We start from the raw sequence: 12788 nt of genomic DNA, 5'->3' as shown, positions 1-12788 counted from the left end.
ATGGATAACGAATCACTTATACAGCGCCTTATCCCACTGGTTAATAATAACCAGTGGGAGTCCGTTGCCGCACTGACCACGCTTTATTCCGACCAATGTCGTGCCGTGAACTTTGGCATCCCCCTCATCGAACGCGCCATTGCTCGCGCCAATACCGATGCCCCTGAAAGACTGTATAAACTGGGTTTTCAGTTCAATCTCACAGAGATGACAGAAATACTGGCCAGTACGGAGTGCGGATTAAACATTTACTCACAAATGGTTACGCTCTATCCCTGCAAGACTCTTGCTTTCACCGACGCACTCATCCGCAGGTTGCTTGCTGATAGCAACAGGTACACTCTCTCAAGTCAGCAAAAAATCATGTTTCTGGTTGATCGTGAGTACCCATCTGAAGTGCTCAGCCCTGACATGCTTGCGCGTTTTATTGCACACTACGATGACACCAAACGCATCCTGACAGGTGCGTGCATCACGCATCTTGACAGAACACACAATTTACTTGAGATCATCAGGGAATCATCCCATTTCCGCCAGCCCTTCGAGTGGCTTAAAGCGCTCCTTTTAATCACTGGCGAACTGACTACCCCCATCTTTAACTCAACGTGGCGAGACGGCGATGAGAACCACCTGCTGGCTATCGGCCTGCTTTACTTGAGGCAAGATCTTGTTGATGCAGCGGCAGCACAATCCATAAAGCCGGATTTCAATATTACTATTGTATTCAAAACCCTTCAGTCAATAGGTGACAACCGGCTTCACCGGAAAGGTTTTACACCGCCGATTTCCATGCTCAGCCTAAATAACAGCGTAACTCGCGATAGAGACCTCTTGATCCGCAGAAAATTGCTGTCGGATTTACATGATTATTCATTCGACCCTCATATCATGAGGGTCGAAAGCCTCAACGCCTTCTGGCACCTCGGACTGCGATACGCCGCCTGCTTTAAAGATGAAAACTGGGCATATCTGGATGCATTGTGTTTTGCCAGACACCTGCCCACAGAACAACTCTCCACACGGGCAACATGGCTGTTCGCAGAATGCCTTATTCAAGAGAACAACTTACCTCCTGAGACACAATATCAGACATGCAAACAGTTCCTGCTTGCGGCTATTAAAGGATTCTATGACGCTGGCCACAGAGAGTTCCCAAAAGAATCCGGACTACCTGTTTTTGGCGATTTTTTCCATTACACGAGCTGGCAGGAGAGCTTATTTCTCCTGTCTGCACTCAATGCAATCTACCACTGGGAGTTAACCACTGCCGACGTCGCCGAGGCACTGGACTATCATAGTGACATTGAGGATGCTGCATCCGTTGCCGAACCCGCTACCGTCAGTCATATTATTAACACAGAATTCCCCACCTGCACGCCTGATAAATGGGAGTCCGCAAGGGGTGGAATTGCCCCCCGTCAGTCGATAAGAAAAATCATCAGCGTCATCAGAAGGCATTATAACAAACCCCTGCGAGCGCCCTTTGTTCGTCAGATCTTGCTAAGCATCGCCCCGCCCCAGCTACATACCGAGATACTTGACGCCTACGCGATAGGCAGTCATTACAAATTATCCAATGACTGGCCATTTGCAGCGATCATGAAGGCATGGAACCTCACACCCTATGAAGCCATGCTGACTCTTCCAGTAAAAGAAAAAACACGCACAGCACTCATGACAGCAATAATCTGAATTGACAACATCCAATTAACGTGTTAATATAGGAACTCAATCAAGGAGTTCCTTTCATGTCTTTACTGCACCTGTATCACAATATCAAAACCGGTAACGAGAACGGCGCTCTGGCGGCCTTCGGGAATATGACTGGCACGGAAGAAACCTACAACACCTTGTTGATGCTGGCAATAGATGCAGGCATGAATACGCTCGCAAAAAAGATCATTGAGCGCTCTGGTGTGATTGATGAAGATGCGATTGCACTCGAAATCCTCAGAACCGAGAGAGAGCGTGTATTAAACAGCAACATGCTCGGCCCTCTTCTGGATGAGACAACGCAACGCCACCTTTGGACACGACACTTTAACTTTGACAAAGAGATGCATGACACACTCTTGCGTGCCTGTCTGAAGGCACATCCTGACACCATTCTGGATGCTAAAATAACGCAGCGTAATGAGCTAAAGCTCGCGCCCCCTGACGTTGAATCACTCAATAATATCGTTACAGAGGGGCTGCTGAAGCCTGACAATCTCGGCGAATCCTTAATTGCGTTACAGCTTAAAATAATTACCCGCCTTCGCGATCCTGTTCTCAAGCGACAATTTGCCATCTCATTCGTTGATAAGGTCATTGCCATGCAGCACTCCGATGCATTGGTCATCAACAAATGGGCAACCCCCAACGCGAAGGCTGTTGGCATCCCCGCAAGCGAATGGGCAACCCATTGGCTGAAAAAAATCAGAACCGGAGATGACTGTCTGTCCCTTTTTATTGTCTATGATTATTTGTGCGAGAATCTTTCACTCACAGAAGATGAGCAAACCGCATGGCAATATGGCATCTTAAATGATATTAATAACGCGATTTATGTCATAGACAATCTTCCTTTCAAAAAGGATTATTATCTCTTTTTCAAAAAGACTTTTCTTGATACCAACCCTGAACTCGCAAAAAGAGCTTATAGCACTTGGGGTTTTAACTTCTGCCGTTCAACAGAAAATGACGGCAACGACGAGACCGTGGTCGACGTCCTAAATGATCTTGGCGAATTTATCAAATCTACATTCAGCCCAGAGGTTCTTGCCGGACTGAAAAAGCAAGTCACCTACAAGGTACAGGAAGAATTTGATACGAATTCACTCGCGGTGCAAAAGATGGATGACAGCCTTGCCGGACTGGAAGCCTGGGAGATGATCGCACAAATCATTGACATGCGTCTGTTCTACCTGCCCACCAAAAGAAAGTCACTGATAAAGAATCTGTACGCCTTGCATGAAACGCAAAAGCATCACAGTGCGGCCATGTATGCCATGCGTCACGAAACTACGTTTCTGGACTGCTACGAAGAGCTGGGAGGATTCAGAAATCCGGAGTGGCTGACTGAACATTTGAAAATCTACCAGATCACACCCTACGAGGCCATGGCGCTCATGCGCGAAGATGACGATGAAAGCCGTGCCTGCGCGATGGAGGCTATCGCCAGCGACTAACGCGCAGCTTGGTTGCAATAATTCTTAAAACCCGTATTCTGAAGCAGACCACCACAGCAGCAGGGCACCGCATGGCCATTACCGATGTCTCAAAATTCCACGGACTCTCTTCTCCCTATTACCGCGTTTTTAAGAGCATTGAGGGCAAACGCCATCAATTTTACACTTTTGACAAGTCACAAGCAGAGCAAAAATTTACCGAGCTTCAGGCGAAAGCAAAACCTGTAGCCTGCCTGACTGATTTTTTCAGGCACAGTACGCGACCTTTTCTTGTAAACCGGAAAAAGAAAGACAACCACATCGGCCCCGCCTTCATTACCATTGCTACAGAGTCATACGGAAAGCATAAGGATAAACACACAGTAGGTCTACTGGTGTCAGCAAACCGACAGGATGTCAGAAAACCCTATATCAAGTTATTCCCGCTGAAATACGGAATCGGACATTGCCTGAGTAACGCGGTAGAATTTGCCATCCAAGCCTATCTTGAAGTATATCCGGATAGCTTGACGGAATTTGACATCACGTCCATTCAGACATGGGCAGCGAGCGAGAAAATACAAGACATCGTGGCGAAAAAGATATGGCAGACCGTCAGTCGGGTTGATGCATCATCCCTGAGAAAATGGATGAATCGCGACAACCCCATGTGGTTGTCTCTTTCCACAAATGAAAAGAACCTGCTTTATGTTCGGTTTCCCGAAGGTGGCTCCCTCTCTCGGGTTGTAAAGGGCACGCATCACCTGACACATCTGGTCGCATCCTTTACTGCCGGACTACTTCGCCAACTAGAATCCGGACGTTCTGAACAAGAGCTTATCATCTATGAGGGAGTGATTTACTTCACACTGGTTACCACTTGGATGCCATCCATTGCTCTCAGAACTGGCGTGGACGATGTGTTTCAGCCTGTCACGCCCGCCTATTTTAATGAGCTTGTCACACGTTACCGAGCCAATATTGAAATGGAAGTGATCAGAGAAACCTGACAAAGAAGTTGCATTTTTATTTTTTTGTGTTATTATACTTTTAAATCATGCAAGGTCTGTTATCCTTTAAGTAAGCTCGGAAGGTTTCGCAAAAGGAAGTAATAACTGTAAAGCCTCCCTGAGCAATATCCCCGTATATTGGCGTGATGCTTTGGCGAGGACTCAGGGATGTCGCCAACACCATTTAAAAAGGCCGGAAATGTTTCCGGCCTTTTGCGTATCTGATGAAAATTATTGTTGCGGATGCGGTGGCGGCGAACAGGTTTCTTCATCCGAACAAGGTGGCTTTTTACCATCTTTCATGTGCTCGCCATCGAATTCGAAATGCCCCATTGATTCGGGACGCTTACCCGCTGGTGGCTTGCAGTCTTCGGGATCTTTATCCTCGCACTCTGGCGGCAAAGGCGGACGCTCACCTTTCTGCGGAGCTTGCGCAAAATCATTCAGCTGTGGCGGCGCACTATCTTTGCTTTCAATAAGCGCTGGCAAAATCTTTGGCTTGGCTTGTCTTTTGTCTTCAAAGTCAGGCAGCTGTTTCACCATTTCGTTTATCCGCACTGATCGCTGCTCCTTATTCGGGTAATTTTCCAGCGCGACCGGCGCAATAGCCACGGCAGGATCATCTGCATTGCTGACTTTAATGGAGATCTCTACCTGCTGGTGGTGAGAAGGCTTCATGTGCCCGTAATGACCCTGAGGCGGAGGCATATCACCATGATACGGGGGCGGCGGAGGCATATCACCATGATTACCATGCCCCATCAGATCATGATGACACCCGTGTCTCGGCTCACCGAGACCTTCACTGCTCTTCTTCGTCTTTGGGTGTTTTTCAAAATGCTCTTCCTTCGCAATCTTGTGATCATCAAGCGCATCCCTTTTATCTTTTGATATTACCTGACGCTCTGCGTCCACTTGCACTGGCTGCATATCCTCGCGATATTCACTGCCCTCACAAGAATCACCAACCACACACGCGCTGACAAATGACGACATGAAAGCCGTACAGATGGCCGCTGCTAAAACTGTTTTTCTCTTCAACATGTAAAATACTCCGTATAATTAAGCTGGAACCCAACTTTCCAGTCATTATTAACACAGTGATCGTGAAATGCCAGTCACGATCCCCGTCGTTTACGGTACATTTACTATCATTGAACGAAAAAAGACAGGTTTAACCCCGTCTTAACCACAAATACTGATTTTACTTGCTTAATCTATGAACGGGAAACCATCTTCCGGCGCTTTCTTGGTTTGGGATTTCATGGCTTCTTTGCGCATCATTTCTGCTGTAAGCTCTACACACTCAGCATACCCTTCAGTGTAGTTCTTCCCTAAACGAATCTCATACGCTTTTGCCCACTCTTCACAGTAGTTGACGAGGTTGGATACGGTTTTGCGCACATCAGCACGGCCATCGTAACCCTTCACCGACATACTTTGTTTTTCCGACACCGGCTTTTGCACAGGCTTTGGCTTGGCAGTTGCACATCCACCAGCAACAAGTGCAGAACCCAGAACCACCATCATCAGAAATTGTTTTTTCATTGTAAATTACACCTTATAGTCTTAATCAGGACAAAAAACATTCTACTTTGCATCTACTTTTAAGTAAACCATAAATCCTGTTGACTTAATATATTTGACGTATTATATTAAGCGTCAGATGGCCTCCGGAGGTTACTCCCCCGCCGAGAGCAATCTCTGACGATAAAGTTTTCCTTCTTTTCCTTTGAGTCAGAGGCGAATCAGCTCGGCTGGATTAAGATTGTCCGACCTGCGTAGCGCAGGAAAGTGACCCGCACAGGAGCGTCTCTATACATATAGAGAGCATAACCTCCGGTTGCCGTCTCCCTCTGATTTATCCCCATTGCCATTTAACGCCTGCGCTTATGCGTACTGTTATCGCACCTCAAACCCAATACCGGATGAAATTACTACATTGACACTAACCAAGCATTGTGTTATTATTTATCCAGCTGCTTACGAGGTATTTATTTATGTTTAATCCATTACATTTTGACGGCAATCCGTCTCTTGCACGCTTAGCTCTCCGCAATGCTCAGCGTAAATGTTTACTTAGTATGCTAACTTCAGTCACTTTACTGGCACTGAGTTTCAGATACGCAGATCTGATGCCTCTCCCCTTGATATCTTTTACGCTGGCCATCCCTTTCGGGTTACTTGCCCTGAAAGAGGCCCGAAAGGCCAAAGCTGTAAAAGTATGGCTGAAAAAGTTTTTACTCTCTGAGCAATTCAGCTTCATTACATGCTGAACAATACGGTTTAATTACCGGTTGAACTACGTATAATACAGGCATATTAACAGCAACAGAGTACTCATGATAACGTCTTGGATTTACGCATTGTCGGGATTGGCCGCATCCATTTTCTGTGTCATTGCGACAATTTTTACGACCCAGAATGTCACATCTTTGCGACTTACCCTTTTTTCATCGTTTCTGATTTGTGTAGTTAAAGCCCCTGAGATATTTAACCTGTACAAATCAAGACAGCGCTTTGCGGTATGGTTTGACAGCCTTCTGGTATCAACAACATTACTGATGATGCTGGGATTCAGTTACTACAGTGGAGGCTATAGCTTTGGTAAGAACACTGCTGTTTGCACTATCAGCACGCTTTATTGCGCAGCCAAGTTTTTTGCGCTAAGTATTCACAGTGACAATCAAACTATTTACGTCAAACAATAAGGATTAGTCATGATCTATCAGGATGAATACAACAAGCATATCCCGCTTAGCAGCACTGAGCAAAAGTTAATGGATGCGATCCTGCAATCCGGCGCTGTCCTGAAAAGAAGACACGACATCCCCAAGGCTGTCAAAAATCTACAGAGAGCGCTGACTGGCGGCGCAGCCTCCACAACACCTCTCATTTGTAGTCGCTTTGACTATGAGAAGCGCAATACGCCGGAACAACAGAGACTGCTAGCTTCTGCTGGCAAACGTGCTCTTCTGTTATTCCCCGAGAAAAAAGATCTCGAACAGTCATCAGGTTTCAACAATAAAATACTCAGCGTCAGACTGCATGAAAGATTTGTACTGGAGATCTTAGAAAAACATCCCTATTTCGCCCATCAAAACCCTGTCGAAGTACTCGAAAAGATTGACATCAAAAGGGTTGCGCGTGAAATCATTGAAACATTCTGGATTCACGCTTAGCACTGTTTTATTCACTCTCTGTGCGATATAATTGCTCAGTTATTTATTCAATATAAGGTTTATTTATTATGAAGAGTTATCAGGATTTTTTGCGTCATATTTACGAAAACGGAAATGACAAAGGTGATCGTACTGGCACAGGCACACGCTCGGTATTCGGCGGTGAAATTCGCCATAACGTTGCCAAAGATGGCTTTCCGCTTATGACACTGAAAAAAGTGCATCTGAAGTCCATTATCCATGAATTACTGTGGTTCTTCAGCGGTGATACCAACATCAAGTATCTGAAAGAGAACGGCGTCCGCATCTGGGACGAATGGGCAACTGAGGATGGTGAGCTGAACCATGGCTACGCCCAATGGGTAAACTGGAAGACCAAAGATGGCGGTTTTATCAATCAGATTGAACAGACCGTTGAGCTGCTACGTCACAATCCGAACTCACGTCGTATCCTGTACCATGGCTGGAACCCCGAAACCCTGCCGGATGAATCGAAGTCTCCACAGGAAAATGTACTGGACGGCAAGAATGCGCTGCCACCTTGTCATTTGCTGTACCAATATTATGTACATGACGGCAAGCTGAGCGCCCAGCTTTATATTCGCTCGTCTGACACCTTCCTCGGATTGCCATTTAACATAGCAAGTCTGGCGCTAAAATTGCTTATGTTTGCACAGCAGGCGAATCTGACACCGTGGGAGATCATTATCTCGTTCGGCGATGCTCATATTTACAACAATCACTTCGCGCAGGTGGAAGAGATCCTGAAGCGGGAGCCGAAAAAGCTACCGACCATGCGTCTGGCACGCAAACCGGACTCGATCTTTGACTACAAATACGATGACTTTATTCTGGAAGGGTACGATCCCCACCCTGCCATCAAGGGTAAGGTTGCCGTATAGGCAATGACACAACGCAAAAGGTCGCTCAGGCGGCCTTTTTACTTGACTTATTATTTTATTGTGTTACTATATGCACAACATCACAGCACAGAGTAATAAGCATGAAAATGTTCCTCACTACCCTGATTGTACTGACCAGCCTGACCGCTACCGCTGCGGAACCCACGCTTCGGAAAGTGGAGCGCATACCCAAGGACGTCGCCCTGAAGGCGCTGGCAGCAGAGTTAACCGGAAAGTCAGAACTTAAGCGTGTTAACGATGTGGTTCTTGTCGACGTTGCACCAGAGAAAGATTCTGATACGCAACCAACCCGTATTCCTCAGTTTATTTCAGTCACCCGTCAGGTGAGATTTTAATATGACAATGACCTCCGATGAATTTCAACTTCTTCAGGAAGTAAAGTCACTGGTCAGTGAAGGCGATCCGGCGCTACTCGAAACCCGCCTGTGTCATTTTCTGGACTCAAAGCTGAAGAATGAAGTGCAGCAGGACGTGATCCAGCTGGTGGCCCGTGTTGGTGACCAGCTTATCATGCACCCGCTTACCTGCCGTGAGGCAGATGAGGTACATTATGCTTTGAAAAAAGAGGCAGGCAGATTAAAAGCTGACTGGGCGATTGCATTGAGCCGCAATACGGGTGAGGTGCTTCACGAAGTGGGTGTGCCCAATCGTCGCGCACAGACCTTTATCGGAATTGCTAAAAAGTCCTTTGATAAAGATGGCCACCCTACTGTTGCTGTCTGGACAGACGGGATCAGTGTCGAACGGGCCGGTGTCAGTTCCGATCTTGAGCCTTTAGCACATATCCGCCTGAAAGAGGGCGCTCAGTACAAAGTCTCTGTAGAGCGCATTACGTAGCGCTCTTATCATTCTCAATAAGCAGGCTGACCTTTGTCGTGCCTGTCATGATTTCCACCAAAATAAAAAACAGTGATGCTGGCAATAGCTTGCTTGAGATCTTTCCTCGAAGGTTTGACTCCTGCAATACAATGCCACGCTCGCCCAATGCCTTTTCCAGATCGGCATAGCTGAATTTCTTTTGTACCATTAACAACCGGATATGCGTGCAGGCAGCATCCGCATAAGGGAGAAGCGATTGTTTATTGTCTTCTGATATCTGTTGATGTGACTTGGCCACTAGAGTACTCCGTAATTATTTTACTTCTATAGTCTGCCACAGGCATGACACAACTGCAATTAATAGATTATCTATGTTAGACATTTCTCACTAAAGTGTTGATTTATGTTTTTTTGTCATTATAATACATCATGTATTTAAGGTGAATTTTAAGGAACCGATATGGAAAACACCATCGCTACATCCCCTCTGTCCGTGCTGAAAGGCCATGCTGACTGGCAGGTAACCGAAACTGAAGGTGCCCTGTGCATCGCCAATGACGAAGGGATTGAAGCCTTTGCTGTGACTACCAGCAGCCAGATCCTCGTTGAAGCCCTGCTGTTCCCAGCTTCTGAGCTGGTGGAAGGCGCTACTGCCAAGTTAGACGACCTGCTGTTAAGCTTCCATCGCTTGCTCCCCCTGACTGCCGTCAGCAAAAAGCAAATCGGTGATGAAACCTACTATTGCGCGTTCGGCTCACTGTCTCTGGACAGCAAGCCGGAAGTGCTGGTGGAAGAAGTGGAAACACTTTTTGCGAATGTCCCTGAGCTGCTGTCTGCCTGCTCAGAATTTTTGAAGTAACTGAGGTATTATATTATGGGTATTTTTTCCAAACTGATCACTGCTGTTAAAGGCGGCGCAAACGAAGCCGGTCAGGCCATCGTTGATTCTCAAAGCATCCGCATTCTGGAACAGGAGATCCGCGAAGCAAAAGAAGAGCTTCGCCAAGCAGAGCAGGCTCGCACCACCATCAAAGGTAAAGCCAAGCTGGCAACCAGTAAAGTCGACAGCCTGAAGTCAGAAATTGCCAGCTACGAAGCCAATGCGCGTAAGTACGTCGAAACTGATCGCCAACTGGCACTGGACTGCGCCGCGAAGGTGCAGGAGCTGAAAGGCCAGCTGGCTACAGAAACCGAAATCATGGAAACCTACGCGGCCAATGACGCCACACTGAAAAAACAAATCAGTGATGGCAAGTCCAACGTGCGTCGTCTGGAGCAACAGGTGGACATGGTTAAGGCCACTGAGCAGGTGCAAAAAGCACAGGTTGCCACCTCACAGTCTTTCCAGAGCGGCAACGCGAAGATGAAAACGGCGACTGACTCACTGCAACGCATCAAAGAAAAGCAGGAGCTGCGCAAAGCGGAACTGGAAGCGGCGAATGAAATCGCTAACGAAGAATCCGGTGCCAGCCTGACTGCGCGGCTGAAGGCGGCTGATGAGCCTGACAGCGCTGAAGATGCGCTGGCAGCCATCCTGAGCAAAGGCTAAACCAACACGGAGTATTTGCCGTGGTAATCAGAAAGGTACTGCGCCGTGTGGCGGCGCAGTTTTTAGATATCAGCGGGTGGCGTATTGCCGCCTACTCTTTCGGTCTTATTTTGCTGACCGAACTGGTGTACTACCTCTTGGGCGAGACGCAAATCTCCGACCCCGCCCACTTCTTTTACTGGATAGTGGAAGTAGGCAGTACCGTGGGCTTCGGCTCCACCGACATCAATACAACAGCAGGGAAACTCTTTACCGCATACTGGACTATCCCCTATACCATCTCGTTGGCAGCTATCTTGCTGACAAAACTGGGGGTTACCGTAGCCGATATCCTGCACCGACAAAAACGAGGACGATGGATGCTCGACTTACAAAATCATATTGTTGTGATTGGCTGGAACGACAAGCGCACTATCCACTTGCTGGAACTGCTCTTCTGCGAAGCCAATGGCGATATGCCCGATATTGTGCTGGTGGTAAACCAAGAGATGGACAAACCTGAATCTGAGGTACTGAACCGCTCTAACTTCCACTTTGTGCAAGCTGAGCGCTATACCGATGAGGCAACAATGGCCCGCGCCTGTCTGCCTAAAGCAAAGTCCATTCTGATTGATATCGAGTGTGACAACGAAACCCTGACTACCGCGCTGTACTGCAACAAAGTCAGTCCGCACAGCCGTAAATCTGCTTATTTCAAAGACGATGCCATTGCGGAACTGGCGAAAGATCAGTGCAACCTGACCTGCACCCCTTCCATCAGCGTGGAAATGCTGGCAAAGGCCAGTACCGACCCCGGCTCTGAGCGCCTTATCCGCCAGCTGCTGGACACCCGCTATGGCCAGAATCAGTTCGGCGTGACGGTTGAAGACAGCTCTACCGTGCGCTACGGCAGTTTATTCCAGCGCTTTAAAGAGCAATATGACGCCACCATTATCGGCGTGCGCTGGAAAGGCGAAGAAAAAATTACACTGAATGCGAGTATGCAGGATGTGGTGTCTACAGGCGATACGGTGTATTACATCGCTAAATCGCGAATTAAAACCCCCTCTTTTAAGGCGTAATCTATGTTTGGCTGGCTTAAGAAAAAAGAAACTCCGATTGAGAAACCCGCAATCCCCGATCTCGGTCTGGAAATTGGCAGTTCTCTGGAAATCGAAACTCTGAACTTCAAAATCCTGATGGATAAACTGACCATCGAAGGTATTGATGAGTCATTTATCATTAAAAACGCAGGCAAAGTCGAACTGGACGGCACCACACTGTATCGCTTCTATATGCAAGAGACAGACGCTTGGATACAAGTCGTTTGCGAAGGCGAACCCAAAGAGGAAAACATCAAGGATGTTGTGCTGTTCTACTATTACGACACGCATAACATTGTCAATCAGGCTGCGTGGGATAAGCTGCTGAACGAGCAAATCGGCAACCCAACCTACCGCATTGATGACAAAGAATTCAATATCGTATGGGGCAGCACAGGCGAATACTCACCCCCTGTCCATATGCATGAAACCTGCTATGACCATACTGACGAGCCGTCTGAGACCGATCAGTTTGGTATGTTATTCGAGCGCGTGGTCGATGAAGACTCCGGCCTGAACGAGCTGTTATTCCTGTCGGCGGAAGAAGTCGTCAATGATAGCGGCAATCTGGAACGTTGCTTTGTCCTGAGCACCGGTATTCCTCTTAACCCTGCTCAGCTGAAACTGAGCTAACAATTAAATTTACGGAGTATTTTACAATGAACGAATTTTTCACTTCGGTACTGCACTTTGGCATGTATTTCGGCGTCGGCCTTATTGGTCTGGTACTGTTTAAGTTTATCTACAGCGCAGTAACCCCGCAAAACGAGTGGTCGCTGATCAAAGACGACAAAAACACTACGGCGGCACTGGGCTTCGGATCTGCGGTTGTCGGTTTTGCACTGGCGCTGGCCAGCGCAGCATCCAACTCGGTCAGCCTGCTTGATTTTGCCATGTGGAGCGGCGTTGCGCTGGTGGCCCAGCTGATCTCTTTCTTTCTGGTACGCGCCATCTTTATGCCTAAGATTGTTGAGCGCATCCAGAATAACGAACTGTCTGCGGGTCTGATGCTGGCAGCTACCAATATTGCCATCGGCCTGCTGAACGCAGCCTGCATGACTTACTAAGGGGGCA

17 protein-coding genes are annotated in these 12788 nt (G+C 47.5%); 14 read left to right on the top strand and 3 right to left on the bottom strand.

What is annotated here, in order from left to right; translation table 11 throughout:
* The 3 genes from ACXAGR_RS10770 to ACXAGR_RS10760 all read left to right on the top strand — a co-directional run bounded on the left by ACXAGR_RS10770 (position 1) and on the right by ACXAGR_RS10760 (position 4159).
* Positions 1–1692 carry a hypothetical protein gene (locus ACXAGR_RS10770; RefSeq protein WP_474850082.1) on the top strand — a complete coding sequence of 564 codons (1692 nt, stop codon included), beginning with the start codon at positions 1–3 and terminating at the stop codon, positions 1690–1692.
* A 56-nt stretch (positions 1693–1748) separates the two neighbouring features.
* The gene (locus ACXAGR_RS10765; RefSeq protein WP_474850080.1) at positions 1749–3170 is read left to right on the top strand and encodes a hypothetical protein; all 1422 of its coding nucleotides are present in this window, start codon (positions 1749–1751) and stop codon (positions 3168–3170) included.
* Positions 3171–3241: 71 nt separating this feature from the next.
* The gene (locus ACXAGR_RS10760) at positions 3242–4159 is read left to right on the top strand and encodes a hypothetical protein (RefSeq protein WP_474850079.1); all 918 of its coding nucleotides are present in this window, start codon (positions 3242–3244) and stop codon (positions 4157–4159) included.
* A gap of 231 nt (positions 4160–4390) precedes the next feature.
* On the opposite strand, the gene ACXAGR_RS10755 is transcribed toward ACXAGR_RS10760, so the two are convergent.
* Both ACXAGR_RS10755 and ACXAGR_RS10750 read right to left on the bottom strand, forming a co-directional pair.
* A complete protein-coding gene (locus ACXAGR_RS10755; RefSeq protein WP_474850077.1) occupies positions 4391–5203 on the bottom strand; it encodes a hypothetical protein in 813 nt (270 codons plus the stop codon).
* Between the two features lie 168 nt (positions 5204–5371).
* A complete protein-coding gene (locus ACXAGR_RS10750) occupies positions 5372–5707 on the bottom strand; it encodes a hypothetical protein (protein ID WP_474850075.1) in 336 nt (111 codons plus the stop codon).
* A gap of 452 nt (positions 5708–6159) precedes the next feature.
* On the opposite strand from ACXAGR_RS10750, the gene ACXAGR_RS10745 reads away from it, so the two are divergent.
* The 6 genes from ACXAGR_RS10745 to ACXAGR_RS10720 all read left to right on the top strand — a co-directional run bounded on the left by ACXAGR_RS10745 (position 6160) and on the right by ACXAGR_RS10720 (position 9101).
* The gene (locus tag ACXAGR_RS10745) at positions 6160–6435 is read left to right on the top strand and encodes a hypothetical protein (protein WP_474850073.1); all 276 of its coding nucleotides are present in this window, start codon (positions 6160–6162) and stop codon (positions 6433–6435) included.
* 66 nt (positions 6436–6501) lie between these two features.
* A complete protein-coding gene (locus ACXAGR_RS10740) occupies positions 6502–6870 on the top strand; it encodes a hypothetical protein (RefSeq protein ID WP_474850071.1) in 369 nt (122 codons plus the stop codon).
* Positions 6871–6879: 9 nt separating this feature from the next.
* The gene (locus tag ACXAGR_RS10735; RefSeq protein WP_474850069.1) at positions 6880–7341 is read left to right on the top strand and encodes a hypothetical protein; all 462 of its coding nucleotides are present in this window, start codon (positions 6880–6882) and stop codon (positions 7339–7341) included.
* A 68-nt stretch (positions 7342–7409) separates the two neighbouring features.
* Positions 7410–8243, top strand: a complete 834-nt coding sequence (locus tag ACXAGR_RS10730; protein ID WP_474850067.1) for a thymidylate synthase — start codon at positions 7410–7412, stop codon at positions 8241–8243.
* A gap of 101 nt (positions 8244–8344) precedes the next feature.
* On the top strand, positions 8345–8599 hold the full coding sequence (locus ACXAGR_RS10725) for a hypothetical protein (protein WP_474850065.1): 255 nt from the start codon (positions 8345–8347) through the stop codon (positions 8597–8599).
* Between the two features lies 1 nt (position 8600).
* Entirely contained in the window at positions 8601–9101 is a 501-nt protein-coding gene (locus ACXAGR_RS10720; protein ID WP_474850063.1) for a hypothetical protein, read from the top strand.
* Here ACXAGR_RS10720 and ACXAGR_RS10715 read toward each other — a convergent pair.
* A complete protein-coding gene (locus ACXAGR_RS10715) occupies positions 9094–9381 on the bottom strand; it encodes a DUF6471 domain-containing protein (protein ID WP_474850061.1) in 288 nt (95 codons plus the stop codon). The two genes, ACXAGR_RS10720 and ACXAGR_RS10715, sit on opposite strands and share 8 nt — an antisense overlap.
* A 162-nt stretch (positions 9382–9543) precedes the next feature.
* Here ACXAGR_RS10715 and ACXAGR_RS10710 point away from each other — a divergent pair, with 162 nt between their 5' ends.
* Genes ACXAGR_RS10710 through ACXAGR_RS10690 form a run of 5 tightly spaced genes read left to right on the top strand, consistent with a single transcriptional unit; the run spans position 9544 to position 12781 of the window.
* On the top strand, positions 9544–9942 hold the full coding sequence (locus ACXAGR_RS10710; protein ID WP_474850059.1) for a DUF2170 family protein: 399 nt from the start codon (positions 9544–9546) through the stop codon (positions 9940–9942).
* 15 nt (positions 9943–9957) lie between these two features.
* Positions 9958–10632, top strand: coding sequence for a PspA/IM30 family protein (locus ACXAGR_RS10705; RefSeq protein ID WP_474850057.1), 675 nt, complete (start codon positions 9958–9960; stop codon positions 10630–10632).
* A 20-nt stretch (positions 10633–10652) separates the two neighbouring features.
* On the top strand, positions 10653–11693 hold the full coding sequence (locus ACXAGR_RS10700) for an ion channel (RefSeq protein ID WP_474850055.1): 1041 nt from the start codon (positions 10653–10655) through the stop codon (positions 11691–11693).
* Positions 11694–11696: 3 nt separating this feature from the next.
* Entirely contained in the window at positions 11697–12347 is a 651-nt protein-coding gene (locus tag ACXAGR_RS10695; protein ID WP_474850053.1) for a YjfK family protein, read from the top strand.
* 26 nt (positions 12348–12373) lie between these two features.
* Positions 12374–12781: a DUF350 domain-containing protein gene (locus ACXAGR_RS10690; RefSeq protein WP_474850051.1), complete on the top strand. Its 408-nt coding sequence runs from the start codon at positions 12374–12376 to the stop codon at positions 12779–12781.
* Positions 12782–12788: the final 7 nt, after the last annotated feature.

The organism is Alteromonas sp. ABH4_457, from assembly GCF_056160625.1.
The sequence above is the reverse complement of the archived record's forward strand: the minus strand, read 5'-3'. Positions and strand labels throughout refer to the sequence as shown.

Excerpts from the sequence above, each read along its gene's own strand:
- ACXAGR_RS10735 (WP_474850069.1), top strand. The coding sequence starts at position 6,880 with ATGATCTATCAGGATGAATACAACAAGCATATCCCGCTTAGCAGCACT.
- ACXAGR_RS10720 (WP_474850063.1), top strand. The coding sequence starts at position 8,601 with ATGACAATGACCTCCGATGAATTTCAACTTCTTCAGGAAGTAAAGTCA.
- ACXAGR_RS10760 (WP_474850079.1), top strand. The coding sequence starts at position 3,242 with ATGGCCATTACCGATGTCTCAAAATTCCACGGACTCTCTTCTCCCTAT.
- ACXAGR_RS10730 (WP_474850067.1), top strand. The coding sequence starts at position 7,410 with ATGAAGAGTTATCAGGATTTTTTGCGTCATATTTACGAAAACGGAAAT.
- ACXAGR_RS10725 (WP_474850065.1), top strand. The coding sequence starts at position 8,345 with ATGAAAATGTTCCTCACTACCCTGATTGTACTGACCAGCCTGACCGCT.
- ACXAGR_RS10705 (WP_474850057.1), top strand. The coding sequence starts at position 9,958 with ATGGGTATTTTTTCCAAACTGATCACTGCTGTTAAAGGCGGCGCAAAC.
- ACXAGR_RS10755 (WP_474850077.1), bottom strand. The coding sequence starts at position 5,203 with ATGTTGAAGAGAAAAACAGTTTTAGCAGCGGCCATCTGTACGGCTTTC.
- ACXAGR_RS10695 (WP_474850053.1), top strand. The coding sequence starts at position 11,697 with ATGTTTGGCTGGCTTAAGAAAAAAGAAACTCCGATTGAGAAACCCGCA.
- ACXAGR_RS10750 (WP_474850075.1), bottom strand. The coding sequence starts at position 5,707 with ATGAAAAAACAATTTCTGATGATGGTGGTTCTGGGTTCTGCACTTGTT.
- ACXAGR_RS10770 (WP_474850082.1), top strand. The coding sequence starts at position 1 with ATGGATAACGAATCACTTATACAGCGCCTTATCCCACTGGTTAATAAT.
- ACXAGR_RS10740 (WP_474850071.1), top strand. The coding sequence starts at position 6,502 with ATGATAACGTCTTGGATTTACGCATTGTCGGGATTGGCCGCATCCATT.
- ACXAGR_RS10710 (WP_474850059.1), top strand. The coding sequence starts at position 9,544 with ATGGAAAACACCATCGCTACATCCCCTCTGTCCGTGCTGAAAGGCCAT.
- ACXAGR_RS10765 (WP_474850080.1), top strand. The coding sequence starts at position 1,749 with ATGTCTTTACTGCACCTGTATCACAATATCAAAACCGGTAACGAGAAC.
- ACXAGR_RS10745 (WP_474850073.1), top strand. The coding sequence starts at position 6,160 with ATGTTTAATCCATTACATTTTGACGGCAATCCGTCTCTTGCACGCTTA.
- ACXAGR_RS10690 (WP_474850051.1), top strand. The coding sequence starts at position 12,374 with ATGAACGAATTTTTCACTTCGGTACTGCACTTTGGCATGTATTTCGGC.